Origin of the sequence: Caminibacter pacificus (genome assembly GCF_003752135.1) — a bacterium.
GTDB classification, from domain to species: Bacteria; Campylobacterota; Campylobacteria; order Campylobacterales; family Nautiliaceae; genus Caminibacter; species Caminibacter pacificus.
This window is the reverse complement of sequence record NZ_RJVK01000005.1, coordinates 125,825-151,494: the sequence shown is the minus strand read 5'-3', so window position 1 is coordinate 151,494 and position 25,670 is coordinate 125,825. Positions and strand designations below refer to the sequence as shown.

Sequence of the window (25,670 nt, the reverse complement as noted above, 5' to 3'; positions counted from 1 at the left end):
TATAACAAAAACTCAGTAAAGAAACTCCGCTCTTTTATCGAAAATATAACTATTTGCCTCTTTTGCGAATTCAAAAGCTTCCTTAGCTCTTTCACCCTCTATTTCAAATATCAAACTTCCCTCGTTTCCTAAAATTCCGCCGCTTGCTATTACTTTTGCTTCTACTCCGAAAAGTTCCTTAAAGGCTTCTATTTCCGTATATACTTCTCCATAGAAAAATCTAAGCATGGCAATTTTGCTACCCATAGCCAAATCTACATTTTGAGAAGAAGGTGTGTAAAAAGGTATAAGTTTTTCGTGGGTTACCGGGATTATTACTTTAGAACCTCTGCAAGCGGCTTTGATATAAAAATTCCCAAAAGTTCCTCCCTTATCGTCAGCCGCCGCAACAGCCGCGTGTTTTTTGCCGTTCTCATACCAAAGAGCGTTTGCTCCTTTTATGAAATAGTCGTCTTTTGTTATATCGAAATCTTTTATGTTTATCTTTTTTTTGTTTTGCAAAACAACGATATCGGGTCTTGATTTGGTTACGTTTAAGCTTTTATTCGTAAAACATCCGGCAACATAAAGTTCATCGAATTTTATTCCCAACTTTTCTAAAAAAATTTGATTTGTTGAGCCGTAAGCGACATAAATTCTTTTTGAAAAATCTATTTTTTTAAAAAGAGCTTCGGCTATTAAATACTTAGCCGCCGTTGGCGTTAGGAGTAGTTGTGCTTTCATTCGTATCCTTTAATAACAATTCGCTAAGTTTCGCGGCTGTTTGAGGGTCCATTTTCGCAAAAATTTTTGCAATTGTTTTTGCAGGGAGTTTTTGAATAATCTCAAGAGCGTCTTTAGTAGGCATATTCGAAAGAATCTGAGCGGCGTTTTTCGGACGCATTTTTGCATAACTTTGAGTAACTTTATCAAGTTTTGCTTTTTTTATCTCTTCTAAGATTTTTTTATTCTCTTCTATAAGATTTTGAATCTCTTTTTTTTCTTGCTCGATTTTTGCAAGAGTGGCGTTTAGTTCTTTTTCTTTTTCTTTTAATTTTTGCTCTTTTTTCTTAAAAAGCGCCTTATAGGTGTTTTTTAGGGATTCTAAAGCTTCTTGTTGTTCTATTATCTTCTCTGCCTGTGCTTCAAGCTCGGCTCTTTTTTGTGCGAAAATTTCATAACAATCAAGAAGTTTTTGATTATCAACGGCAAAAAGAAAAAGAGGAATTAAAATAAAAACTAATTTAGCTCTCAAAGCGACTCCTAATAGATTTCTCCTAAAATATCACCGACTTCTACGAAATCTTTTTGATTTAGATATTTAAAATGCTCAGGACCGAAGAATAACAAAATAGAACTTCCGAATTCAAATCTTCCAAGCTCGTCGCCTTTTTGAAGCTTAATCGGCTCATCATATTCAAAAGTCGTAATCTCGTCATAGTCTCTTTGCAATCTTTCATCGAAATTCATAACGATTCTACCGACAATCATAGCACCCACGGCTACGAAATAAAAATATCTCTCTTTATCGTCCCTACATCTTAGTACGATTCTTTTATTTTTTGGAAAAACGAGCTCTTTTTCAAGTTGGCTCGGTTTCACCGGTTTCAAATCTCCCGGAATATAAGTTGCTTTTACTATTTCCATATCGATAGGTACGTGAAATCTGTGATAATCTTTCGGAGAGAGATATAGGTTTACAAAATATCCGCCGTTTAATTTCGTCTCATAAGGAATCAGCTCTTTTATATCGTATTTTTTTCCTTTGATTTGATAAACGGTATCATCTTCTATTTCTCCGTCACAAATAACCATAGAATCGCTCGGACTTACGAAAATATCTTTGTCTTCATAAAACTCGATATATTTTTTGTGTCTGATAAACAAATCGTTTAAAGTAGGATATTCGCAAGGGTCTTCAGGCGTATATTCGCTCATATCTATTTTGAAGATTTTTACGTATGTTTTGTTGATAAAGCATTGAATGAATTTAGGAAAGGGAGTTCTTGCTATTTTAACAACTATTTTTGAAAGCAAACGGGAGGGGTTCATTTTAGTTTTACTCCTTTTTTGCCTTTTTGAATTTCACCGATAACATAACCGTCGCTGTTTTTAAGCACTTCATCAACGTCTTTTTCATCAACCGCAAGAATCAATCCGACTCCCATATTAAACGTTCTATACATTTCCGCTTCATCAACGTATTTACTCATAAATTCGAAAATCGGAAGAACTTTGATTTTATCTTTATATACCACAGCCTCCAAATCATCAGGCAATACTCTTGGTAAATTTTCTACGATTCCTCCGCCTGTGATGTGTGCGAGTGCGTGAATATAAGGTTTTAGACGTTTGAAATCTTTTACGTAAATTCTTGTAGGAGTTAAAAGTATGTCGATAAGTTTTTTACCGTCGATTTCGTCATCGAATTTCATATTTAATTTTTCAAAGAAAAGCTTTCTTACAAGCGAATATCCGTTTGAATGAATTCCGCTGCTTGGAAGAGCGACTAAAATATCACCTTCTTTTACTTTAGGATTAAGTTCGTCTTCTTCAGCGATTCCCACAGCAAATCCTGCCAAGTCAAAATCATTTTCACTATACATACCTGGCATTTCGGCCGTTTCTCCGCCTATTAAAGCGCACTCGGCTTGTTTACACCCTTTAGCTATTCCTTTAATAACATCAGCGGCCGCATCAACGTCAAGTTTGCCCGTTGCGTAATAGTCTAAGAAAAATAGAGGTTCTCCGAAGTTACAAATCAAATCGTTTACACACATAGCAACCAAATCGATTCCGACTGTATCATATTTTTTTGCATCGATTGCAAGTTTCAGTTTAGTACCCACTCCGTCTGTCGCGGATAGTAATACCGGCTTTTTATATCCCGCAGGAAGTCTGAAAGCTCCGGCGAAACTTCCTATTCCACCGACTACGTTTTCGTTAAAAGTCTCTTTTACTACCGGTTTAATTTTATCTACCAACGAATTTCCGGCATCAATATCGACACCGGCGTCTTTGTAGCTTATTTTCATTCTTCATCCTTACATTCGCAATAACAACTTCCGAAGATTTTTGTCAAAACAACTGTTGAAGGACAAAAATCAAAAATAAAGTGAATAAACAACATAATCGACATAAACGCCAACAATACCAATCCTGCTACGCTATACCCTTTTGCCAAAAGAGCTAAAATAAGCAACAAAAACATACTCATCATAAGTCTTTGAACTCTCTCTGCACAAAACATTTTTTTAGTCTTCATTACGCTCCTTTAAAAAATTACTCTATTAACTTGATTCATTTTTTCTTTTGCCAACTCTCTTGCTTTTTTATTTGAGTTATTTATTATATCTAAAATTTCATCGTTTTTTAACTGAGCTTTCTTTTCTCTTATCGGTGCGACCACTTTTTCTATATTTGTCGCACATCTTTTTTTACACTCCACACATCCGATAGTTCCCGCTCTACAAGCACTCTCTATCTCAGCCACCTCATCAGGAGATGAAAAGGCTTTATGATATTCAAAAACTATACAAACTTCCGGATGTCCAGGGTCTGTTTTTTTGATTCTTGCGGGGTCTGTTTTGGCCATTCTTACTTTTGCCCAAATTTCTTCTGGAGTTTCGTCAAGATAAATAGCGTTATTAAAGCTTTTACTCATTTTTCTACCGTCAAGCCCCGGAAGTCTCGGTACTTCAGTTAGCATCTCTTGAGGCTCTTTAAATATTTCGGTTTTATAAAGATAATGGAATCTATTAACGATATCCCTTGCAAGTTCCAAATGAGGTTTTTGGTCTTCACCGATAGGCACCAAATCCGCATCATAAAGTACGATATCCGCTGTTTGTAAAACAGGATATGTCAAAAATCCGGCGTTATTTTTTTTCTTATACTCTTCTTGCTGCATAGCGTCTTTATATGTCGGATTTCTCTCAAGCCAACTTACAGGTGTAATCATATTAAAAATCAAATAAAGCTCCGCATGCTCTTTTATTTCGCTTTGGATAAAAAGCGTCGTTTTTTCCGGGTCTATACCACTTGCTATCCACTCTTTTACAAGCTCGACGCTATTTTGTCTCAAATCTATTTTTTCATCAAATTTAGTCGTTAACGCATGCCAATCGGCTACGAAAAAAAAGCAATCATATTTTTCTTGCAACTCTTTCCAGTTTTTAAGCACACCTATAAAATGCCCCAAATGAAGTTTACCCGTAGGTCTCATTCCACTTACTACTCTCAAAATTTCGCTCCTATTTCTAAAAATGCACCTTTATAGGATAGTTTTGTGGTGTTATCGTTACTATCCGTATAATATGCTTCTTTGTATTTATACCCAATTTTAACAAAAGGTTCGATAATATTTTTTAAATTTATACTATATTTTATTCCACCGGAGAAGTCGTAATGATGTTTATCTCCGATTTTTGCCACTTTTGCAATTCCTACAAAAGAAAATCCATGTAATTTTACCGTATTTATACTTCCATACAAATAAGGAAGAATCAAAGAACCGGTATAATTTATTTTGTACTCTTTCGTTACGTTATCATATATCCTAAAAGTACCTCTCCAATAATCGGCCCCAAGTCCTAATTCACTCTTACCTATAGGTGTATTTATACAATAAAAAGCAGTCCCTTCATACGCATCAATCGACATATAAGTATCCGCATCGGTCAAAATAGTATTTATGCTAACTTTCCCAAACACAGTAACATTTGAAGCAATATAATTACTATGCCCGGTAGTTTCGTATTTTATGTATCTGAATTTAAAATTAGGAACAAAAGGAATTTTGTGAGTTAATTTAATCCAAAAGTAAGGATGAGTTTTGTTTTTAAGTCCGAAATATCCCGTATACGGATCGTTATTAAAATCAACGCTTTTTTTTCCAAAATAGTTTTTACCTTTGGAACCTTTTACATATCCGCCTATAATCTGTTGTTCTACACCATATCCGCCGCTGATATTAAAAAAATCAGCTTTTAACATTCCGGCAGTTAAAAAAACAGCCAAAAATAATCTTTTCATTTTATACCCCTTTACCGGTTTTATTTTTATATCGGTAAAGAGGTATATAAGTTAAGTAAAAAAATAAATTAAAATTTAGCGCCAAGCTCTAAAAAAGCACCTTTATATTGAAGTTTTGTAGTAGTATCTCCGTCAGTTCCGTATACTTCTTTGTATTTATATCCTAATTTTACAAAAGGATTGATAGGACCCGGTACGTCAATCGTATATTTAAGAGCTCCTAAATATTCATAATGGTGATTATCTCCGGCTTTCGCCCATTTTACATAACCGAGTGCCGAAAATCCGAAAAATTGCATTGTTTCTACGTTTCCGTAAACATAAGGCAATATTACCGTCCAATCGTTATCCACCCAATATTTCGTCACACCGGTATTTTGTTCGGTTCCGTAAATTTTCGTATGTCCTTGCCATATATCAACACCCGCACCAAATTCAAAATCCGCAAAAACCGGTTTGAATTCGTAAAATAAAGTTACATCGTAAGAGTTGATTTTTTGAGAAGTGTCAGCGTTGATTATAGCTCCGTTAATATAAACTTTTCCGATTTTTACGTTACCAGCGATATAGTTACTATGACCTGTTGAATCGTATCTCGTATATTGTAATTTAATATTAGGAAGTAGAGGAATCGGATGAATAAGTTTTACCCACACATACGGATTATTTTCATCTTTCAAACCTAAATATCCGACAGTTCCTCCATAACTACTCACACTACCGAAGTAGTTGATAGTATCTCCGTTTTTCGCATAACCGCTAATTTTTTGCTGTTCATACCCAGCACCTGCACTCACACTAAATAAATCGGCACTCGCAAAACTTGCAATTCCCGTTATTAGTAGTGCCGCTATACTAATCTTTTTCATTCTTGCTTCCTTTCTCTCTTGGTATAAGAACGATAGGCGTTCCCGTAAAATCTTCTTTTGAACGAATAAAGTTAATCAAATATCTCTCATATGAGAAGTGAAGTTTCGGTTTATTCATCACAAGCGCAATAGTCGGAGGTTTAATACCGAATTGCGTTGCATAGTAAATTTTGATTTCTCTTCCTCTGATATCGGTAGGTAGATGGTGTCTTTGAGTCGCTTCTTTTATCCATTCGTTAAGTTTTGAGGTAGGTACTCTTTTTGTATAGTTGCCATATACGTAAATAATTTTTTCTTTTAATTTATCAAGATTCCTTTTCGTTTTGGCACTCACTACCATAAACGGAGCGTAATAAAGGAATTTGAATCTATCTCTTACTTCGGTTTCGAATTTTTTATAATCCATTTTGGCTTCATCCCATTTATTTGCGACGATTATTACGGCGTTTTTGTGTTTTTGGATAAGACCACCGATTTTTTCGTCAAGCTCGACTATTCCTTCTTTACTATCAAGCACCAAAATAGCGACATCCGCTTCTTTTAGGACTTTTTCTGTTCTCATAAGAGCGTATTTTTCTATATCTTTTATTTTTCCTCTTCTTCTAATTCCGGCCGTATCGATAAAAGTGATATTATAGCCATCAAACCAAATACTCTCGTCAATCGGGTCGATAGTCGTTCCGTCAACATCACTAACTATCGCTCTTTCTTCTCCAACAAGAGCGTTAAGTAAAGAGCTTTTCCCGACATTTACACGACCGACTATCGCAACTTTAATCTCTTTTAGAGTTTCCAAATCTTCGTTTTGGTCTTCTTCGCTAAAAAGCTCTTCAAGAGGAATATCTTCTTCAATAGAGGTAGCTTCTTGGATAACTCTCGGTTTTTTAGGAATATAATCTTTGATTCTTTCAATTAATTTCCCGACTCCTCTATTGTGAGCTATCGATATCGGATAAACTTCTTCTATTCCGAGTTCGTAAAAATTATAGACGTTTTCCATTAATTTGTCGTTGTCTACTTTATTAACAACCAAAATCATAGGTTTATTTAATCTTTGAAGAGTTCTTACGTATTCTATCTCTTTTTCATCGGGGATAGTTTTGGCATCCACCATATAAAGAATCAAATCGGCTTTCTTAGCAACATCAAGAGCTTTTTGTTTTACTTTTTCAAAAAGTTCGTCTCTCTCTTCAAGCCCTCCCGTATCAAGTAAAATAATATCCTCAAGTTCGTCATCAAGGGAGACTATTCTCTTTTTTATATCGCGAGTAGTACCTGCTTTTTCGCTGACTATCGCGTCTCTTTGTCTAAGCACTCTGTTGAAAAAACTGCTCTTTCCAACGTTCGGCTTACCAAGTATTGCTATTTTTAACATTAATATCCTCTTTTTTTTAATTAAATTATATCAAATAAGAAAGACTCAGATTGAGTCTTTGTAGCTGATTTTTTTGCTTAGAAGGTCTTTCATGTGGATGTAGTTGTTTAGAGCGTTAATATAGGCTTTTGCGCTTGCAAGCATAGTATCGATACTTAATCCGTGCCCCATAACAGCCGGTTTATTCTCATCGAAAATCACTTTTACCATTACTTTTGCAAGAGCGTCTTTTCCTTCGGTAACCGCCTCGACTTTATAATCCATAAGTCTTCCGTTTATTCCGCTGATTCTATCTATTACTTTAAATACCGCGTCAATTGTTCCCTCGCCGATTGCCGCATCTACATAAATTTTGTCTTCGAATTTAATTTTTGCAGCAGCACTCGGCATTCCGTCGCTACAATCGCTAAGTTGCAAAGATATAAGTTCGTAAACTTTCGGCGTTTTGTCGCTTGCTTCGTTGATAATAGCCAAAATATCTTCGTCGTAAATCTCTTTTTTCTTATCAGCAAGTTTTTTAAACTTCATAAAAATTTCGTTCAATTCTTCTTCGCTGATATCGGTAAATCCTAATTGCTCGAGTTTTTTCTTCAACGCATGGCGTCCGCTGTGTTTTCCAAGAACAATAGTATCTTTCACATCAAGCCCGATATCTTCCGCACTCATAATTTCATAAGTTTCTTTATGTTTTAACACTCCGTCTTGATGAATTCCGCTTTCATGAGCAAAAGCGTTTCTACCCACAATCGCTTTATTCGGTTGCGGCTCTATTCCCGTTACGCTCGCAACAAGTCTGCTTGTCGGATAAATCTCTTTTGTATTGATTCTCGTATCGATTCCTTCAAACAAATCGCGTCTAACTTTTATAGCCATTACAATCTCTTCAAGTGCGGCGTTTCCTGCTCTTTCACCAAGTCCGTTTATAGTACATTCCACTTGTCTTGCGCCGTTTAGTACGCTATATAAAGAGTTAGCTGTTGCAAGTCCCAAGTCGTTATGACAATGCACGCTAAAAATCACGTCTTTTGGGAAGTAATCGACAAGTTCTTTTATCATAGCTCCCATTTCGGTAGGAAATCTATATCCGACCGTATCCGGGATATTGATAGTTTTTGCCCCCGCTTCTATTACGGCACTTATAATCTCTTTTAAAAAGCTCATTTCGCTTCTTCCCGCATCCTCACAAGAAAACTCGACATCATCGACAAATGTTTTAGCGTATTTTACGGCATCAACCGCTCTTTTAATAACTTCATCGGGAGTCATTTTAAGTTTATATTCCATATGAATAGGACTTGTCGCTATAAATGTATGTATTCTTTTTAGAGGTGCGGGTGCAATAGCCTCACCTGCCGCTTTTATATCCTTTTCGACCGCTCTTGCAAGCGAACAGATAGTCGATGTTTGAACTTCTTTTGCGATATTGTGTATCGCTTCGAAATCCCCCGGACTCGCAGCGGCAAAACCGGCTTCGATAATATCAACTCTCAATTTTTCAAGTTGTTTTGCCACTTTTATCTTCTCTTCAATCGTCATACTTGCACCGGGACTTTGCTCTCCGTCTCTTAAAGTGGTGTCAAATATCTTTACCATTTCCATAAAAATTCCTTTTTGGCTATTTTTTTATAATTATACTGCAATCATAAATGATTGTCAATGGAAAAAAATTATTAATTACTTTTCTTTATTGCTTTACTATAGTTCAAAATTCCTCGCACAAACCCGTAAAACGTATAAATCGTAAGTATTCCCGCTATCGCTTCAATCGGAAATAAGTATATCAAAGAAGCGACCAAAATAATACCTACAAGCACTTTCAAAGCTACGCTTTTATTGAAATCTATCTTTTTAAAACTCGGATATCTGAAATTACTCACCATCAAAAACGCCAAAAACAGCGCTCCTATTTCAAGAAGTAAGCTCAAACCTCCCTCATATTTCAAATCGAGCATAATCCAGCTACTCAGCACTACAGCCGCGGTAGGAATAGGCAACCCTATGAAATATCTCGGGTCAAGCTCACCTGTCGTAACATTAAACCTCGCAAGTCTTATCGCCCCGAAAACAACATAAAGACCGCTAACAAGCGCTCCGAATCTACCGAACTCATGCCCTGCGGCAAAAAAGAGCATCATAGCAGGCGCTACTCCGAACGCCACCAAATCCGCAAGAGAATCGAACTCCACTCCGAATTTGGAAGTCGTGTTGGTCATTCTCGCCACTCTTCCGTCAAGCCCGTCGGCAATAAGACTCAAAACAATATAAATAAAAGCTTTTTCAAACTTTTGCTGTGACGAAGCAATTATTGCCATCACTCCGAAAAAAGCGCTAAGAGCCGTAAAAAAATTCGGCAAAAGATACGCTAAATTAATTCTCTTCATACACATATCCTATCAAACTCTCACCTGCATAAACTTTTTGAAATTCAGTAACTTTAACAATCGTATTTTTCGGCAAATAAACGTCCACTTGAGAGCCTAACATTATCATTCCGTATCTCTCTGCTAATTTTATAGGTCCCAAATCTCTAAACATAACGATTCTTCTTGTGATAAAACCTGCTATTTGATTTACTACGATTTGGGTATCTTCATTTTGAAACAAAACTCTGTTTTGTTCGTTTAGCTCACTCGCTTTTTCGCTGTTTAACGATAAAAACGTTCCGTGAATATACTCTCTTGCACTCATTTCGCCGCTAATAGGCGCACGTTGAATATGAACGTCAAAAATAGAGAGTCTTATCGATATTTTTATAGCCTCTTTTTTTGTTATCGGCGAAATCGCTTCGCTTATTTCTATAATTGTTCCGTCACTCGGAGAAATTATAGCCCCGGGGCTTTCATCTTCCGGAATTCTTGCCGGATTTCTAAAGAAATAGAGAAAAAACGCAAATAAAGCAAAAAACAGAATCTGCCAAAAAAGCGAAAAACCAAAAAGTAACGACAATATAAATAAAGCGCCGCTCGTTAATATAAAAGGATACCCTTCTTTAAGAATTATTTCCGTCTTTTTCATTGTTTTCCTCTTTTTGAGAATCTGTTTCCGAATTCTCACTATTTTTTTCATCTTTTTCTTCGCTTTTTTTAGAGTTTGTCTCCTCTTCGAGTCTTCCCTCTTCAAAAGCTTTAATAAGCTCTCTAACTCTACTTCCTTCGATTACTTCTTTTTCATAAAGTTCTTTTACCATAGCCTCGATTACAGGTGCGTATTTTTTAAGTGTCTCTTTTACATGCTCGTATCTTTGAGCTAAAAACTCTTTTATAAATTTATCGACTTCTTCTTGTGTTTTTTCGGAATATTCTCTTTGCTGAGCAAAGCCTCCTAAAAATCTATTGGTCTGTTTTTCAAGAACCATAAGCCCCGCAACGTCCGTCATTCCGTACATACTAACCATTGCTCTTACGATATCAGTAGCTCTTTCAAGGTCGTTTCCGGCTCCCGTAGAAATCTCACCGATAAACACTTCCTCAGCCGCACGTCCTCCAAGAAGCGTATCGACTTCCGCGATAAGCTCTCTTTTTTGCATCAAGTACTTATCTTCTTCAGGCATATTAAGCGTATATCCGAGCGCGGCAAGCCCACGAGGAACTATTGAAACTTTTTTTACTTTTCTTGCTTCCGGAGTCACTTCCGCAATTACGGCGTGTCCGCTTTCGTGATACGCTACGATTTTTTTGTCTTTGTCGTTTAATCTTCTACTTCTTTTTTCAAGTCCTGCGATTTGTCTCTCAACAGCTTCTACGAAATCTTCTTGATTAACCTCTTTTTTGTTTTTTCTACCCGCAAGCAATGCCGCTTCGTTTACGATATTTGCCAAATCCGCACCCGCAAGTCCGGCCGTCATTCTTGCAATTTCTTCCAAATCAACGTCTTTTCCGGCTTTTATTTTTTTAACGTGAACTTTTAAAATCTCGACTCTTCCTTTGAAATCCGGCTTATCTACAAGCACCTGTCTATCAAATCTCCCCGGTCTAAGAAGTGCAGGGTCTAAAACTTCGGGTCTGTTTGTCGCCGCTAAAACGATTACCGGCTCGTTAGAATCAAATCCGTCCATTTCGGCTAAGAGCTGATTTAGAGTTTGTTCTCTTTCATCGTTTCCGCCCATAGGTCCGCCTGCGGCTCTGCTTTTTCCTATCGCGTCGATTTCGTCGATAAATATAATACTCGGCGCTTCTTTTTTCGCCTGATTAAACAAATCTCTAACCCTTGCGGCACCAACACCCACGAACATTTCGATAAAACTACTACCGCTTACCGCAAAAAACGGCACATCCGCTTCACCGGCTACGGCTTTTGCAAGCAATGTTTTCCCCGTCCCCGGAGGCCCTACCAAAAGCACACCTTTTGGAATTTTCGCTCCGAGCTCTATATATCTGTCCGGATTTTTTAGAAAATCGACAATCTCTTTTACCTCTTCTTTGGCTTCTTCGTTACCGGCAACGTCGTCAAATTTTACGTTCGGTTTTTCGCTTTTTATAAGCCCTTTAGCACTACCGAAACCTAAAACTCCGCCCATTCCTTTTTGCATTCTGCTTGCCAAAAACATCCAAATGGCAAAGAAAATAAATATAGGAATAATCCATCCGAAAATCAAATCGCTAAGCCAATTATTGTCGTTAATTGCTCCGTACGGAACTTTATACTTATCAAGAGTCTCGACTAACGTCGGGTCGTTAGGTACTTTTTGTACCGTAATTATTTCTCCGTCTTTTAATTTGGCTCTTACGATATTCTTACCGATTGCCACATATTCGAGTTTGCCTTCTTTTGCAAGTTGTTTTATATCCGAATAGGTATATGTCATCACCTGTTTTGTTTGATTGTTAAATACCGTATTCGTCGCAGTCGGAGAGATACTTCTAAAAATTACTATTATTACAATTGCGAAAATTATAAATAGCAGTAGCGGATTTTGATTGAAAAAGTTATTATTTTTATTGTTCTTATTATCCATTAACTTCCTTTCTTAATATTAATGTCACCCACTCGTTTTCTCTTATCTCCTCTAAAAGTTCGAAATCTTTGTATTTATCAAGCACTTTGTCTTTGTACTTGTCAATTATACCCGATAGTATTAAAATATTATTAACTCTTTGTTTCAAATCGTTAGCGATAAACACCAAAACATCCGCAATAATATTGGCTACGACAACGTCATAGGTTTCATTTGAGTCTGCGGCGCTACCTTGAAATATTTTTCTATATTTTGCGTTGTTTAATTCGAAATTTTCTTTTGCACTTTCCACTGCGAGCGGGTCGGTATCGCAAGCATCTACGACTGCTCCGAGTTTATTTGCGACAATTCCCAAAATTCCGCTACCGCATCCCACATCAAAAAGAGTATCATCTTTTTTGACATATTTTTTTAACGCTTTTACGCAGCTTCTTGTAGTTTCGTGATGACCGCTCCCAAAAGCGAGAGCCGGGTCGATAATAATATTGATTTTACCTTCTTTTGGGGGATACCAGGAGGGATGAATATAAAATTCGTCTATTTCTACGGGTTTTATCGATTCTTGATAAAGTTTTACCCAATCTTTATTCGATTTTTTCTCAACGTTTATTTCGAAATTTATCCGTGTGGAAAAAATCTCTTCCAAAGCCTTAACATACTCTCTTAATTGCTCCATAATCTCATCAAGAGGTTCTTCGCTTCTTAAAATAAGCGTATTATCTTTTTCTTCTATTCCGTTAAAAAACCTCTCCATTAAAAAATTTTCTATTTCATCTTTAAATTTGTCAGTTTTTATGGAATATTCGTAATAAATCTCTTTCATAATTACAAAGCACCTTTATATTGTATTGCTTTGTAATTATACAAATTATTTCACCTTAAATAAAGTTAAGCCGCTCCTATTAATTTTATCATTTGAAGTTTTTCTTTTAGTTTTTGAATATTGAACGGTTTAACGATATAGTTATTTACTCCGGCTTTTACCGCCTCAATTACGCTTTCTTTACCACCTTCTGTGGTAATCATAATAATTTTTACGCCTTTTCCGGCTTTTATATCTTTGATAAAGTTAGCGCCTTTACCTAAAATACCTTGTTCCTGCTCAAAATTTCTTATTTTTTTCACAAGTTCAAGTCCGTTCATATTAGGCATATTCCAATCCGTAAGCACCGCGTCGATTTCGTCTTTATATTGCTGGAAAAGTTCCCAAGCTTTTACTCCGTCTTCGGCTTCTAAAATATCCGCTTCGTTAAATCCTAATTTTATTAATGAGTTTTTGATAATCCTCCTCATGGTTTTAGCATCATCAACAACTAATATTTTTCCCATAACAACTCCTTTAAGAGAATACTTTACTCCATATCGACAAAAAAAATAAAAAAATTAGAAAAAGAGGAGGATTTTGAGGTGAATTGTGAAAAAATTATTGAAGTTTTAAAATTTGTGCCAGGTCTATTTTTCCTTCGTAGAAGGCTTTTCCGATTATTACTCCGTAGATGTCGTTTTGTTTTACTTTTATGATATCTTCCTCGCTTGCGACACCGCCGCTTGCGATAACAGGTTTGTTCGAAGCTTTCATAACTTCAAGAATAAAATCTATATTAAGACCTTGAAGAGTTCCGTCTTTGCTTATATCGGTAGCGATAATACATTCGATATCGCTATTTTTAAATTTTTCGGCAAGTTCTGTCGCTTTTATTCCTTCACTCTTACCCCATCCGTCAACCGCTACGTATCCGTCTTTTGCATCGATTCCAACAGCAATAGGATATTTTTTTGCAAGTTCTATTACTTTTTCAGGTTCTCTTGCCGCAATACTTCCTAAAATGAGTCTGTTAATCCCCAAATCAAGATATCTTTTTATAGTCTCTTCATCTCTGATTCCACCGCCGAGTTGGATTTTCAGATTCGTATTTTTTCTTATTTTTTCAATCTGGTCTATATTTTTAGGCTCACCGGCAAATGCTCCGTTTAAATCAACGATATGAAGCCATTTAGCGCCCATATCCTCAAATCTTTTGGCAAGTTCCCAAGGCTCGTTGCTATATACTTTAGCACTTTCCATTAATCCTTTTGTAAGCCTAACGGCTTGTCCGTCCTTTAAATCTATCGCGGGAAAAACAATCATTTCATCTCCTTATAAATTGACAAAATTTTGAAGTACTTTTAGTCCTGCATCGTGACTTTTTTCTGGATGAGGCTGAAACCCAAAAACGTTATCTTTATTTACCGCACTAACAAACTCGTATCCGTACAAAGTTTTACCGATAACATATTCATCCTCACACACCGCATGATAAGAATGAACAAAATAAAGATAAGGATTTTCAAGTCCTTCAAAAAGCGGCGTATTTTTTTGAAAAAACATCTTATTCCACCCCATATGAGGAACTTTGTGAGTTTTTTCTATTTTTTTATCGAATCTTACAACTTTTCCTGGAATTATTCCAAGCCCTTTGTGATTACCGAATTCCTCACTACTTTCAAACAAAAGCTGCATTCCAAGACATACCCCAAGTACGTATTTGCCGCTTTTTACGTATTCTCTCATAGCTTCATCAAGCCCTGTTTCTCTCAAATGCTCCATAGCATCACCAAAAGCCCCGACTCCCGGAAAAATAAGCTTGTCGTAATTTTTTAGTTTATCGCTATCGCTAACTATTTCGGCTTTTGCGCCTATTTTTTTAAAAGCATTTGCAACACTTGCCAAATTTCCCATATTGTAATTAACGATACCAATCATTATCAGTCCTTAATATCTTTTCCGACGGATTTCATATAATATGCAAGACCTATAAGCAAAAACGTAACCGCTGCTAATAAAACGGCCGCATACATAAGTTTTTGAGGTGCAATCATAGCAAATTTGAATACGAGCATAAGCCCCTCAATCGCAAGAGCGATAACGATACTTCCCAAAAACTTAATCATAGTTTTGTGAATAGCGAAAGGATGTTCTTCTTTTTCTTCTATAACTTCTTCGCTGACAAGCGTTTTTACCAAATCGAAAAGCGCAAGAGAAAGAGTCAAAAGAATTGTAGATTCAAACATCTTCTTAACGTCAAGCTGTGCGAGATTATAAGAAAAAAACATCTTAACGCCGTCGATAAATAATAACACAACAATACTAAAAAGCGCCAAACTAAAAAGTCCGTAAACCACTCTATTGAAATTATGAAACCACTTTTCGCCTTTTTCTTCATGCATAAATTTTAAAAGTTCTCTTAAAGGAATATCGATAACGGCAACGTATAACAATTCACCTTTATTATTAAAAATAGGATACGCCGCACTAACAACCATATCTCCACCTACAAGACTCGGATAAGGGTCGGTTAAAATACATTTTTTCTCTTTTACCGCTTTATAAAAATACGTCCTATTGGCTTGGTTTACCTCAACCATAGTCTCTTGATATTCATTTTTTAATGTAATCATTCTTGAGATTTGCATTCCTTTCGCATCAAGCACATACGCTGCATTTGCAAAAGGAAGTTCATGCACTATCTTTTCAAGCCCGTCAACTACTACGTCAATTGTAATTTCCGGTAATTTATTAGGCAAATTTCTTTGCAAGAGATAACAAAAATAAGCCCTTGCTTCTTTTCTAATTTTTTGAAAATCTTTAATCTCTCTAATATGCATATTTCCCTCCTATTATTTTCAAAAGTTCTTCCACGCAAAGTCCCATTGCCGTAGATTCGTAACCTATTACTTTTTTAATATATTTTTTACAAAATCCCTCCACCATACAAGCCCCGGCTTTTCCTCTCCACTCTCCGCTTTTTATATACTCTTCCAAATCTTTTTCGTCGAATTTATCAAATTCGTATATCGTTTCATCAATTCTTCCGAATTTTTGTCCCTCAAGCCTTACCCACATCGCCGTAATGATTCTTATCTCTTTTCCGCTTTGAGCCAAAAGAATTCTTCTTGCATCATTTTCGTCTTTTGCTTTTCTTAAAATATTTTTGCCGTCACTCACAACCGTATCGGCAGTTACGATATCTTCTTTTTCAAAACACTTCATACACTCTTTAAATTTTCCGTAACTTGCCAAAACTACAAATTCGTAAGGGTCTTTTGATTTGATAGAATCTTCGTCGAAATCGCAACTTTTTTGAATGAAATCTATTTTGTAAGTTTTAAGCAAAGAGGCTCTTGTAGGAGATGAGCTGCAAAGTATCAGCAAGACTTTCCTTTTTGCTAATTGTATCAAATACTAAATATATATTCAAAAATATTTTTGCCGTCTTTGTAGTAGGTTTTATAAGAAATCTGATACTTTTCACAAATGTTTTTGACGATATTAAGCCCTATCCCAAGACCTCTTTTATGAGAATGTTCTCTGTAATTTTTTTCAAAAACTTCAATAGGATTTTTAATCCTCTCACCGTACGATTCGATTTTTAAGATTATTCTGTCTTCCTCTTTTTTAAGAGAAACATAAATATCTTTTTTCTTTGAATATTTAATAGCATTAGAAATATTATTATCCACAAGTCTTTCGAACTCGATTCTGTTGATATTAAAATAGACATCTTTATCTATATCGGCATGAATCTCTTTATTATTGGCTTTTGCTATCAAAGAGAAAAAGTTTATTCTCTCTTCTACAATTTGAGAGAGATTTAACATTTCCGGTTTATACTCTACCGTTTCATTCGAAGCTATATAGGATAAATCGTTATATGAATTCAAAAGCATCTGAATTGCCGCATCCACTTCTTCTATAGATTCGTTTACTTCGTTATCGTTAAGCACTTTTTTTTGCGCAAGAATATTTTTAACATAATCAAGATTTAAGGTAATAACACTCATAGGAGTTTTGATTTGATGAACGGTATCTACGATAAAACGTTTATTTTCTTCCAAAAGCTGTCTGTTTTTAGCTATTTCTTGATTAATTTTTTCGTGATAATCGTTATATCTGTTTTTAAGTTCGTAAATTTCGTCTATAAAACTTGAAACGTTTTCCACTTTTTTATTTTGTTTCATATGAGAGACTATCTCCTTAATCTCATACGAAACTTTATCTATTACAAATTTATAAATTATAAATACTCCAAGAACTACTGCCAAAAAAATTAACAAAAATCTTTTTCTTAAAGATTCTATATTGGCTTCTAATTTAGTCGTGTCATATACCGTTTCTATTAAAAGTCTACTATTTGATTTCTCAAAAACGCCTTTAATTATCGTAAAAAACACTAATTGATGTCGGTCTAAGTCCAAATTTTTAATTACGCCATGTTTAGTTCTAAATATATCTTCCACAAGTTTTGCAAGCATTATATTCTGTTTTTTTATATCTTTTTTAGGCAAATCTATTTTAACGTTGGAATATTTCAAAATTTTTTGAAAAATATCATTTGTTCTTTGCCACATAATGTTTAAAGGAAGTTTTTGCTGATATCTGTTTTTAAAATTGATCGGAGTAATAAGATAATTATCTACATAATAAATATTTAGTTTTTTTAAGTCCGAAGTACTTTTTAAAATTTTTTCATATAATTTTTTTGCGTCTTTAAACATATCTACTACAAAAGCAAGTTGTAAAAGATATTTTTTATCCGGTGACACAATCAAATAATATCTTTTTAAGTTCATAGAAGAAACGTCTAAATGAGGGCTTGAAATATCGATATCTTTTTTACCCGTAAATACGTCGTTTAATATTTGCTTGTATGCTTTAAATTTTCCGAGGTCATATCCGATATCCGGCTTATAACTACCGTCGACTATTTTATAATTTCTGTCTATTTTAAAAACTTCGTATTTACCGAATACCGAATTTTCGTTTAATATTTTAGCTATCCCGTTAACGTCAAAATTTCCTTTGCTGTAAAAAAGAGGAAGAGTATTTAAAAATTTCAGATTTTCATCCTCGGCGGTTTTGAAATAATATTGAGCTTTATCAAGAAGAGATTTGAAAGATTCCCTAATTTTAATAGTATCGAGATAATGCTTGTTTACGAAATTTTGAATAAGTACGTTTTTTGAGTAGTTGTATTGAAAAAACAGTGCTGCAAATATGAATATGGATAAAATAAAAAAGAAAAGTAAAACGATTTTGTCGAGTTTAATTCTATACTTCAAATCTATACCCTACTCCTACTACGGTTTTAATATAATCCTTGTCGAATTTTTTTCTCAGTTCGTTTACAAGTTGTCTTAGAGGGTAGTTTTTTTTGTTTTCTCCTTCCCATACAAAATCGATAATTTTATCGTTATAAACGGTATAGTTTAGGTTTTTTAATAAAATATGAAGAAGTCTTTTTTCTTTTTTTCTGAGATTAACCCTCTCTCCGTTTTTAAACAAATCTCCGCTGTGAAAATTAAACTCGTAATCATCGAATTTCACACTCTCTTTTAAAAGATGTTTGATTCTCATCTCAAGTTCAGCGGCGTGAAAAGGTTTTTTGATATAGTCGTCACACCCGTATCCGTATGCTTTTTCGAAGTTTTCCTCTTCTACAGCCGCCGTAATCATAATAATAAATCCCGTTTTATTCTGCTCTTTTATAAATTTTACAAGCTCTATTCCGTTGATATAAGGAATATTGATATCGATAAGATATAAGTCGAAATCCCTTTTTCTAATCAAATCGACAGCCGTTTTTCCGTCTTCACACAACGTAACTTGAAAATCTTTGTGCTCCAAAATTCTTTTGACGATTTTTGCGTGTTGCGGATCGTCTTCTATCAATAAAACGCTATGCATAAAACCTTTCCCCTTTTTTTGAGAAAATTATAATAAACCAAAGTCAAATCTATGTAAGAAAAAGGAAAAAAAGAGGTTAAATATTAAATTTTTCTTTAATTTTTTTGATTAATTCGTCGATTTTCGAAGCGTCTTTTCCGCCGCCTTGTGCGAAGTCAGGTTTTCCACCGCCCCTTCCGCCTACAATCGGTGCGAATTCTTTAATCAAATCTCCGGCTTTAATTTCAGGAACTTTAGAAACGGCTACAAGAGTTACTTTTCCTTTGTTTTCTCCCGCTAAAAACGCCACTAAATTATCAATTTTTCCTTTTAAATCGGTTGCGATTTCTCTAAGGTCAGCGTTGTCTATTCTTTCGATTACGAAATTGATTCCGTCTTTTTGTATAGGTTTTATCTCTTTAACGGCTGCTTTTTGAAGAGCTTTAATTTCGTCTTTTAATTTTTTGATTTCTTCTTTTTGTTTAGAAATAAACGTCTCTAAATCTTTGGCTTTGTTTTGAGCTTTTAACTCTTCTACCAAGTCGATATACTCTTTTGCGTATTTATAAGCGCTAAGTCCGACAACCGCTTCGATTCTTCTGACACCGGCACTAACACCGCTCTCTTTCGTAATATAAAAACTTCCGATTTCAGCAGTATTTTTTACATGAGTACCGCCGCAAAGCTCCACACTGAAATCGCTAAATTTCACGACCCTTACTATATCTCCGTATTTTTCACCGAATAATGCCATAGCTCCGGCTTTTTTCGCTTCTTCTATAGGCATTTCGGCAACTTCTGCGTTTACGCCTCTTGCTATTACGTTATTTACCATTTCTTCAATTTTTTGAAGCTCTTCTTTACTAAGCGCTTTTGGATGCGTAAAGTCGAATCTGAGTCTGTTGGCTTCAACCAAAGACCCCGCTTGCGTTACATGCTCTCCCAAAACTTTTCTTAAAGCCGAATGTAAAAGGTGTGTCGCAGAGTGGTGTTTTGCGATTTCGTTTCTGCTCTCATCCACAACCGCTTCTACTTTTTCGCCAACTTTTAGCTCGGCATCTTCGACTTTGCTTAGATTTTTTTCGTCGAATTTTTTAGTATCTACTACTTTCGCGACTACTTTCCCGTCTTTTAAAATCTCTCCCCTGTCTCCGACTTGACCACCGCTTTCGGCATAAAAAGGAGTCTCTTCAAGCATTACCCAACCCGAACCTTTTAGTTCTTTTACTTCGTTTAGATTTTCATCAAAAAGAGCTTTTACTTTTGTCTCATATCTTAAATATTCGTATCCTACGAATTTATTAGGCTCGTATTTTTCAAGGTCTTTTAGGTTGATTTTTACATCCCCGCTACCTTTCCAATTCGCTCTTGCACGCTCTTTTTGTTCTTGCATCAGCTTTTCAAACGTAGCGATATCCACTTTTTTATTCACTTCTCTTAGCATATCTTGAGTTAAATCAAGCGGGAATCCGTAAGTATCGTATAGCTTAAACGCGACTTCACCGCTAAACGTATCGCCTGTAGTTTTTGCAAGCTCTTCCTTAAATAGCGCCATTCCCTTATCGATAGTTTCGAAAAATCTCTCTTCTTCAAGTTTGATAGCGTCTTTTATCGCTTCTTTCTTTTCAAGAAGATAAGGATACTGCTCTTTCATCTGCTCGGCTAACGTATCTACGATTTTATACATAAAAGGCTCTCTTTGTCCGAGCATATATCCGTGTCTAACTCCTCTACGAAGGATTCTTCTAAGAACGTAACCTCTACCTTCTCTATCGAATCTTACGCCTTGAGCCACAAGAAAACTCACAGCTCTAATATGGTCGGCAATTACTCTGTGGCTTGCTCCTCTTTTGTCTTGGCAGTATTCTTTACCCGTAATTTCAACGATTTTGTTTAATAAAGGTCTGAAAATAGAAGTGTCGTAGTTGCTTTTTACACCCTCGACAACAGCCGTAATTCTCTCAAGTCCCATTCCCGTATCGATACTCGGTTTTGGAAGAGGAGTTAAGTTGCCTTTTTCATCGCGATTATATTGCATAAATACCAAGTTCCAAATTTCAAGAAATCTATCCCCCTCGCCTCCTAAATAATCTTCGGGTGAGTTGAATTCTTCTCCTTGGTCGTAATGAATTTCGCTACAAGGCCCGCAAGGTCCCGTATCTCCCATTTGCCAAAAGTTATCTTTATCGCCCATTTTGACGATTCTCTCTTTAGGAACGTATTTTTCCCAAATTTTCCCAGCTTCATCGTCACTTTCGTGAATAGTAATCCAAAGTCTCTCTTTTGGAAGTTTAAGTACTTCCGTTACGAATTCCCAAGCATAAGCGATAGCCTCTTCTTTAAAATAATCTCCGAAACTGAAATTTCCGAGCATTTCGAAAAGCGTATGGTGGCGGTTGGTGTAACCTACGTTTTCAAGGTCGTTGTGTTTTCCTCCCGCTCTCATACATAACTGACTCGAAGTGGCTCTTGGAGGATTCGGCGGTTCTTTTTCTCCCGTAAAAATAGGCTTAAAAGGAACCATTCCGGCATTTGTAAATAAAAGAGTCGGGTCTTCGGGTACAAGAGGAGCCGAAGGGTATACCTTGTGTCCTTTGCTTTCAAAAAACTCTAAAAACTTCTTCCTAATATCCATTAACGGCCTTTTTTGATAAAATTTTAACTAAATATGCTAAAAAGGTAAATATGTATAAAAAAGAGCTCGATATTTTGCGTAAAAAAGGCAGGTTTAGAGAGAGAAAAATTTATGACGAAAACATTATAGACCTTGCAAGCAATGATTATTTGGGATTGGCTCAAAACGAAAACGTAAGAAAAAACGCCTTTTCTCACGCTTTAAACTTCAAATCTCACGGCGCAAAAGCATCAATGCTCGTAAACGGCTACCACCCCGCTCACAAACTTCTTGAAGATTATTTAAAAGAGCTGAACAATTTCGAAGACGCCTTGGTTTTGGGAAGCGGGTTTTTGGCAAATATGGCGCTTTTTGAGTTAGGAAGAAAAGGAGATTTGTTTTTAGTGGACGAAGAGTACCACGCAAGCGGAATAGTCGGTGCCAAACTCACAAAAGCCGAAGTTAGATTTTTTAAACATAACGATTTTGAAGATTTAAAGAAAAAAAGCGAAGATTTTAAAAAATTTAAAAGAGTTTTTGTCGTAACCGAAGGTATTTTTTCTATGATGGGCGATAAAGTCAAAAAAGAGATATGTGAATTCGCCCAGGAAATAGGGTTTTTGATAATAGATGAAGCTCACAGCGTAGGAATTTGCGGTGAAAATCTTTTGGGAGTTACTCAAGAATACGACCTAAATCCTCAAAAAACGATAAAAATGGGTACTCTTGGCAAAACGTTAGGCAGCTACGGGGCTTATATTTTAGCCGACGAAGAGATTATCTCTTATCTTCTAAATAGAGCCAAAAGCGTCATATACACAACAGCCCTAAGCCCGATAGATTCGCTTTTGGCCTATTACGCACTAAAAGAGATTCAAGAAAACCTCTCGCACTACAAAACACTTGTTAATCAAAGAAAATTAACGTATAATTTAGAATCTCTTATTAAAATAATACCCGCAAAATCGAACGAGTTTTTACAAAAAAGACAAAAAGAACTCTTAAACCGTAACGTTTTAGTCGGCGCAATAAGACCTCCGACGGTAAAATCACCGATTTTTAGAGTAATCTTAAGAACGAATACAGATTTAAAAACCATAGATGAAACAATAAAATTTTTAGGTGAGAAATGATAAAAAAAATATTCGCAGGATTTTTGATACTTTTGTTAATTTTAGTACTTGCCGGTGCCGGATACGCACTATATTTATATAATTCCACACGTTTTGCAAGTGCGAAAATAATCTATTACAACCCTCCTTTATCGGCAAGATTTTACGATAGAAACGGAAACCTTTTGGATGTGAGATTTTCAAAAGAAAATCGTTTTTACGTAAAATACAAAGATATCCCGCCAAGAGTCATAGAAACACTTCTTGCAACGGAAGACACTTCGTTTTTCGAACATCCGGGAGTAAATTTCAACGCAATTTTAAGAGCGATAATAAAAGATATCAAAGCCGGAAAAAAAGTCGAGGGTGCTTCTACAATCACTCAACAGCTTGTCAGAAACATCTATTTAACTCGCAAAAAAACTATAGAAAGAAAAATAAAAGAGATTATCATTTCCCTAAAAGTAGAACATTACCTGACAAAAGAGCAGATTTTAGAAAGATACCTAAACCAAATCTACTTAGGTCACGGATACTACGGCATAAAAACGGCGGCACTCGGATATTTTCATAAACCTCTAAACGAACTGAGTCTAAAAGAAATCGCTATGCTTATAGCTCTTCCAAAAGGCCCGTCATTATATGACCCTACAAAACACTACGAACTGAATTTAAAAAGAGCGAATTGGATTTTAAAAAGAATGTATAGTATCGGCTGGATAACCGAAAGTGAATACAGAAATGCATTGCTTGAAACGCCGAAAGTTTATAAACAAATGGTAACCCCAAAAGCCCAATACGCAGTCGATACCGCAATAAAACAGCTCAAAAAAGAGTTTCCGAATCTATTATCCGGAGGATACGATATTCATCTAAGTATAGACCTTCCAACTCAAAAAGCGGCCGAAAATGCCGTAAAATGGAACTATGAAAGACTACTTAAGAAAAATAAAAAATTAGACCCGAATCAATTAAACGGAGCATTAATTACGATAAACCAACAAACGGGTGACGTTTTAGCACTTGTAGGCGGCGTTGATTATGAAAAAAGCAAATTTAATCGCGTCACTCAATCAAGAAGAAGCGTGGGAAGCGCCATAAAACCTTTTATTTATCAAATCGCTCTAAATTTAGGATACAATCCGGCAAGTATGATTCCGGATATCAGCAGAACGTTCAAAATCCCGGGCGACACACCTGAAGAAGACAAATATTGGAAGCCTAAGAACTATGAAAAAAACACTTTAGGACTCATTACCCTAAGACAAGCTCTCGTACACTCAAGAAACCTCGCGACAATCAATCTAGTAATGTCGATAGGACTTGATAGAATTATCAAAGGCTTAGAAGAGTTCGGATTTAAAAATTTTCCTCACGATATGTCCATTGCGCTCGGAAGTCTCGGGGTTAGCCCATGGAACCTCAGCAAATACTACACTATCATAAGCAACTACGGAGTAAAAACATACCCGAGACTCGTACTCAAAGTAGTAAATACCAAAAACAACGAAACTATCGAATTTAAAGAAAAACACGAACAAATACAGCCCGATTATCAGGCATATTTAATGATAAATATTATGCAAGACGTTGTAAAAAAAGGTACTGGTAGAAAAGCAAGAGTAAATGGTATTCAAATAGCAGGAAAAACGGGTACGACAAACAAATACAGAGACGCCTGGTTTTGCGGATTTACACCTAATACCGAAACTATTATTTGGTTTGGAAACGACAACTCGGCATCTCTTGGTAAAGGTATGAGCGGAGGAGTCGTCTCGGCTCCGGTATTCAAAAGATATTACACGAAACTATTACAAATCCACCCAGAATTATTAAGAGAATTCAAAGTACCAAAAGGTGTTAAATATTTCGAAATTAACGGACACAAAGAGCTATTTACAAAAATGTCTCCTCCTCCGAAACAAGAATTAAAAGAAGAAGCTCCTATTTTTTAGCTTTTTCTTTAAACGTACTCAAAATCCCTGCAATTATTATAAGTCCCGCTCCTAAAATTTGATGAATTTGAGGAACTTGCCCCAAAAACAAAAAAGCCAATATCATAGCAAAAACGATATCCAAATACTGCAAAATAGAAGCGATTGATACTTTTATGTAATTAAGTGCGTCATACCACAAAAAAAGAGCAAGAGCCGTATGAATCACACCCGTAATAAAAGCCACTATTATCCCCTGCAAACTTAAATGCCAATCATTCAAAAATAAAAAAGGAGCCGTTATAAAAATCGATATCAAAATCTGCCACGCCGTAACGGCTACGGCTCTATGGTGCATTGTGGCAATTTTTGAAAAAAACCCAAGAGCCCCGTAACTAACGGCAGCTAAAAAAGCCACTATTATCCCTTCTTGAAAATGAACGCCTCCGGCTGCTACCACCGCTCCTATTACAGCCAAAACACCGGAAATATAAATATAAAAGTTTCCTTTTTCTTTCAAAAACCAAATAGCCAAAAGCATGGAAATTATAGGACCTAAATAATAAATACTAACAGCACTCGCAACGTCGATCGTATTTACCGCCCAAAAGAAAAAGACCCAATTTACACCAAGGGCTATGCCACTTACAAACAGAGGCCAAAAAGGTTTTAGTTTAAAAAATTCTTTTATTCCCGCACGTTTTATCGCAAAATAAAATATAAAAGGAAAAGCGAATACCACCCTAAAAAAAACAAATACCCCGCTTGGCAAACCCGACCATATTGACATCAGCGGCGTAGAGCCCCATATGAAAGTGGCTCCTATCATTTCGATAAGGCCTTTTTTATTATCAGCACTTTCCGGTTTAAAAAAATTATTATTTTTCATAAAACACTCCTCGGAATTAATAAAAATCGTGTAAATCAGCTCCTCAAGAGAGCGAATTTTATTTCACTTCAAAAATACTAAAAATCACAGACCGCTTCCGCTTTTTTGTGTGATTTTTTTGACGTATTTTTTTCGTTTAAATTCGCAATTGTTCCGCTTCTTTAACATTTTTATTAATTATGTTTACATAATCTCAATCAACGCCTT

25 protein-coding genes are annotated in these 25,670 nt (G+C 35.7%); 2 read left to right on the top strand and 23 right to left on the bottom strand.

Annotation, left to right across the window (positions count from 1 at the left end; genetic code table 11):
* Positions 1–12: 12 nt before the first annotated feature.
* The 22 genes from EDC58_RS09385 to alaS all read right to left on the bottom strand — a co-directional run bounded on the left by EDC58_RS09385 (position 13) and on the right by alaS (position 21,549).
* Positions 13–723, bottom strand: a complete 711-nt coding sequence (locus tag EDC58_RS09385; RefSeq protein ID WP_123353260.1) for a hypothetical protein — start codon at positions 721–723, stop codon at positions 13–15.
* Positions 686–1,234, bottom strand: a complete 549-nt coding sequence (locus EDC58_RS09380) for a MotE family protein (RefSeq protein WP_123353259.1) — start codon at positions 1,232–1,234, stop codon at positions 686–688. The genes EDC58_RS09385 and EDC58_RS09380 overlap by 38 nt, the downstream gene beginning before the upstream one ends.
* An 8-nt stretch (positions 1,235–1,242) precedes the next feature.
* The gene (locus EDC58_RS09375; RefSeq protein WP_123353258.1) at positions 1,243–2,031 is read right to left on the bottom strand and encodes a phosphatidylserine decarboxylase; all 789 of its coding nucleotides are present in this window, start codon (positions 2,029–2,031) and stop codon (positions 1,243–1,245) included.
* Positions 2,028–3,014 (bottom strand): phosphoribosylformylglycinamidine cyclo-ligase, encoded by a 987-nt coding sequence (gene purM / locus EDC58_RS09370; protein WP_123353257.1) that lies wholly within the window; start codon positions 3,012–3,014, stop codon positions 2,028–2,030. Before purM ends, EDC58_RS09375 begins: the two co-directional genes overlap by 4 nt.
* A complete protein-coding gene (locus tag EDC58_RS09365; RefSeq protein ID WP_123353256.1) occupies positions 3,011–3,244 on the bottom strand; it encodes a phosphoribosylaminoimidazole synthetase in 234 nt (77 codons plus the stop codon). Before EDC58_RS09365 ends, purM begins: the two co-directional genes overlap by 4 nt.
* Before the next feature lie 9 nt (positions 3,245–3,253).
* The gene (gene trpS, locus EDC58_RS09360; RefSeq protein ID WP_123353255.1) at positions 3,254–4,222 is read right to left on the bottom strand and encodes a tryptophan--tRNA ligase; all 969 of its coding nucleotides are present in this window, start codon (positions 4,220–4,222) and stop codon (positions 3,254–3,256) included.
* Positions 4,219–5,013, bottom strand: a complete 795-nt coding sequence (locus EDC58_RS09355; RefSeq protein WP_123353254.1) for a porin family protein — start codon at positions 5,011–5,013, stop codon at positions 4,219–4,221. Before EDC58_RS09355 ends, trpS begins: the two co-directional genes overlap by 4 nt.
* 68 nt (positions 5,014–5,081) lie before the next feature.
* Complete coding sequence (locus tag EDC58_RS09350) at positions 5,082–5,882, bottom strand: TIGR04219 family outer membrane beta-barrel protein (RefSeq protein WP_123353253.1); 801 nt, start codon at positions 5,880–5,882, stop codon at positions 5,082–5,084.
* Positions 5,869–7,257, bottom strand: coding sequence for a ribosome biogenesis GTPase Der (gene der, locus EDC58_RS09345; protein ID WP_123353252.1), 1,389 nt, complete (start codon positions 7,255–7,257; stop codon positions 5,869–5,871). The genes EDC58_RS09350 and der overlap by 14 nt, the downstream gene beginning before the upstream one ends.
* Positions 7,258–7,302: 45 nt before the next feature.
* Positions 7,303–8,856, bottom strand: a complete 1,554-nt coding sequence (locus EDC58_RS09340; protein ID WP_123353251.1) for a 2-isopropylmalate synthase — start codon at positions 8,854–8,856, stop codon at positions 7,303–7,305.
* A 71-nt stretch (positions 8,857–8,927) separates the two neighbouring features.
* Positions 8,928–9,638 carry a CDP-diacylglycerol--serine O-phosphatidyltransferase gene (pssA, locus tag EDC58_RS09335; RefSeq protein WP_123353250.1) on the bottom strand — a complete coding sequence of 237 codons (711 nt, stop codon included), beginning with the start codon at positions 9,636–9,638 and terminating at the stop codon, positions 8,928–8,930.
* The gene (locus EDC58_RS09330) at positions 9,625–10,272 is read right to left on the bottom strand and encodes a phosphatidylserine decarboxylase (RefSeq protein WP_123353249.1); all 648 of its coding nucleotides are present in this window, start codon (positions 10,270–10,272) and stop codon (positions 9,625–9,627) included. The genes pssA and EDC58_RS09330 overlap by 14 nt, the downstream gene beginning before the upstream one ends.
* A complete protein-coding gene (gene ftsH / locus EDC58_RS09325) occupies positions 10,247–12,211 on the bottom strand; it encodes an ATP-dependent zinc metalloprotease FtsH (protein ID WP_123353248.1) in 1,965 nt (654 codons plus the stop codon). The genes EDC58_RS09330 and ftsH overlap by 26 nt, the downstream gene beginning before the upstream one ends.
* Entirely contained in the window at positions 12,204–13,034 is an 831-nt protein-coding gene (locus EDC58_RS09320; RefSeq protein WP_123353247.1) for a 50S ribosomal protein L11 methyltransferase, read from the bottom strand. The genes ftsH and EDC58_RS09320 overlap by 8 nt, the downstream gene beginning before the upstream one ends.
* A gap of 65 nt (positions 13,035–13,099) precedes the next feature.
* Entirely contained in the window at positions 13,100–13,540 is a 441-nt protein-coding gene (locus tag EDC58_RS09315) for a response regulator (RefSeq protein ID WP_123353246.1), read from the bottom strand.
* Positions 13,541–13,634: 94 nt separating this feature from the next.
* Complete coding sequence (hisA, locus tag EDC58_RS09310; protein ID WP_123353245.1) at positions 13,635–14,339, bottom strand: 1-(5-phosphoribosyl)-5-[(5-phosphoribosylamino)methylideneamino]imidazole-4-carboxamide isomerase; 705 nt, start codon at positions 14,337–14,339, stop codon at positions 13,635–13,637.
* 9 nt (positions 14,340–14,348) lie between these two features.
* On the bottom strand, positions 14,349–14,954 hold the full coding sequence (hisH, locus tag EDC58_RS09305) for an imidazole glycerol phosphate synthase subunit HisH (RefSeq protein WP_123353244.1): 606 nt from the start codon (positions 14,952–14,954) through the stop codon (positions 14,349–14,351).
* A gap of 2 nt (positions 14,955–14,956) precedes the next feature.
* Complete coding sequence (locus EDC58_RS09300; protein ID WP_123353243.1) at positions 14,957–15,856, bottom strand: PDC sensor domain-containing protein; 900 nt, start codon at positions 15,854–15,856, stop codon at positions 14,957–14,959.
* The gene (gene maf / locus EDC58_RS09295) at positions 15,846–16,403 is read right to left on the bottom strand and encodes a septum formation inhibitor Maf (RefSeq protein ID WP_123353242.1); all 558 of its coding nucleotides are present in this window, start codon (positions 16,401–16,403) and stop codon (positions 15,846–15,848) included. The genes EDC58_RS09300 and maf overlap by 11 nt, the downstream gene beginning before the upstream one ends.
* 23 nt (positions 16,404–16,426) lie before the next feature.
* Positions 16,427–18,310 carry a sensor histidine kinase gene (locus EDC58_RS09290; protein ID WP_123353241.1) on the bottom strand — a complete coding sequence of 628 codons (1,884 nt, stop codon included), beginning with the start codon at positions 18,308–18,310 and terminating at the stop codon, positions 16,427–16,429.
* Positions 18,300–18,935 carry a response regulator transcription factor gene (locus tag EDC58_RS09285; RefSeq protein ID WP_123353240.1) on the bottom strand — a complete coding sequence of 212 codons (636 nt, stop codon included), beginning with the start codon at positions 18,933–18,935 and terminating at the stop codon, positions 18,300–18,302. The genes EDC58_RS09290 and EDC58_RS09285 overlap by 11 nt, the downstream gene beginning before the upstream one ends.
* 76 nt (positions 18,936–19,011) lie before the next feature.
* Complete coding sequence (gene alaS / locus EDC58_RS09280) at positions 19,012–21,549, bottom strand: alanine--tRNA ligase (RefSeq protein ID WP_123353239.1); 2,538 nt, start codon at positions 21,547–21,549, stop codon at positions 19,012–19,014.
* A 50-nt stretch (positions 21,550–21,599) separates the two neighbouring features.
* Between alaS and EDC58_RS09275 the strand changes: the two genes are divergently transcribed.
* Positions 21,600–22,661, top strand: coding sequence for an aminotransferase class I/II-fold pyridoxal phosphate-dependent enzyme (locus EDC58_RS09275; RefSeq protein WP_123353238.1), 1,062 nt, complete (start codon positions 21,600–21,602; stop codon positions 22,659–22,661).
* A complete protein-coding gene (locus EDC58_RS09270; protein ID WP_123353237.1) occupies positions 22,658–24,595 on the top strand; it encodes a transglycosylase domain-containing protein in 1,938 nt (645 codons plus the stop codon). The genes EDC58_RS09275 and EDC58_RS09270 overlap by 4 nt, the downstream gene beginning before the upstream one ends.
* On the opposite strand, the gene EDC58_RS09265 is transcribed toward EDC58_RS09270, so the two are convergent.
* Positions 24,585–25,463 carry a DMT family transporter gene (locus EDC58_RS09265; RefSeq protein ID WP_123353236.1) on the bottom strand — a complete coding sequence of 293 codons (879 nt, stop codon included), beginning with the start codon at positions 25,461–25,463 and terminating at the stop codon, positions 24,585–24,587. The genes EDC58_RS09270 and EDC58_RS09265 overlap by 11 nt on opposite strands.
* Positions 25,464–25,670 lie beyond the last annotated feature (207 nt).

Bases quoted from the DNA above. Each gene is read 5' to 3' on its own strand.
- EDC58_RS09385 (WP_123353260.1), bottom strand. From the start codon at position 723: ATGAAAGCACAACTACTCCTAACGCCAACGGCGGCTAAGTATTTAATA.
- EDC58_RS09375 (WP_123353258.1), bottom strand. From the start codon at position 2,031: ATGAACCCCTCCCGTTTGCTTTCAAAAATAGTTGTTAAAATAGCAAGA.
- purM (WP_123353257.1), bottom strand. From the start codon at position 3,014: ATGAAAATAAGCTACAAAGACGCCGGTGTCGATATTGATGCCGGAAAT.
- EDC58_RS09365 (WP_123353256.1), bottom strand. From the start codon at position 3,244: ATGAAGACTAAAAAAATGTTTTGTGCAGAGAGAGTTCAAAGACTTATG.
- EDC58_RS09355 (WP_123353254.1), bottom strand. From the start codon at position 5,013: ATGAAAAGATTATTTTTGGCTGTTTTTTTAACTGCCGGAATGTTAAAA.
- EDC58_RS09350 (WP_123353253.1), bottom strand. From the start codon at position 5,882: ATGAAAAAGATTAGTATAGCGGCACTACTAATAACGGGAATTGCAAGT.
- der (WP_123353252.1), bottom strand. From the start codon at position 7,257: ATGTTAAAAATAGCAATACTTGGTAAGCCGAACGTTGGAAAGAGCAGT.
- EDC58_RS09340 (WP_123353251.1), bottom strand. From the start codon at position 8,856: ATGGAAATGGTAAAGATATTTGACACCACTTTAAGAGACGGAGAGCAA.
- pssA (WP_123353250.1), bottom strand. From the start codon at position 9,638: ATGAAGAGAATTAATTTAGCGTATCTTTTGCCGAATTTTTTTACGGCT.
- EDC58_RS09330 (WP_123353249.1), bottom strand. From the start codon at position 10,272: ATGAAAAAGACGGAAATAATTCTTAAAGAAGGGTATCCTTTTATATTA.
- ftsH (WP_123353248.1), bottom strand. From the start codon at position 12,211: ATGGATAATAAGAACAATAAAAATAATAACTTTTTCAATCAAAATCCG.
- EDC58_RS09320 (WP_123353247.1), bottom strand. From the start codon at position 13,034: ATGAAAGAGATTTATTACGAATATTCCATAAAAACTGACAAATTTAAA.
- EDC58_RS09315 (WP_123353246.1), bottom strand. From the start codon at position 13,540: ATGGGAAAAATATTAGTTGTTGATGATGCTAAAACCATGAGGAGGATT.
- hisA (WP_123353245.1), bottom strand. From the start codon at position 14,339: ATGATTGTTTTTCCCGCGATAGATTTAAAGGACGGACAAGCCGTTAGG.
- hisH (WP_123353244.1), bottom strand. From the start codon at position 14,954: ATGATTGGTATCGTTAATTACAATATGGGAAATTTGGCAAGTGTTGCA.
- EDC58_RS09300 (WP_123353243.1), bottom strand. From the start codon at position 15,856: ATGCATATTAGAGAGATTAAAGATTTTCAAAAAATTAGAAAAGAAGCA.
- EDC58_RS09285 (WP_123353240.1), bottom strand. From the start codon at position 18,935: ATGCATAGCGTTTTATTGATAGAAGACGATCCGCAACACGCAAAAATC.
- alaS (WP_123353239.1), bottom strand. From the start codon at position 21,549: ATGGATATTAGGAAGAAGTTTTTAGAGTTTTTTGAAAGCAAAGGACAC.
- EDC58_RS09275 (WP_123353238.1), top strand. From the start codon at position 21,600: ATGTATAAAAAAGAGCTCGATATTTTGCGTAAAAAAGGCAGGTTTAGA.
- EDC58_RS09270 (WP_123353237.1), top strand. From the start codon at position 22,658: ATGATAAAAAAAATATTCGCAGGATTTTTGATACTTTTGTTAATTTTA.
- EDC58_RS09265 (WP_123353236.1), bottom strand. From the start codon at position 25,463: ATGAAAAATAATAATTTTTTTAAACCGGAAAGTGCTGATAATAAAAAA.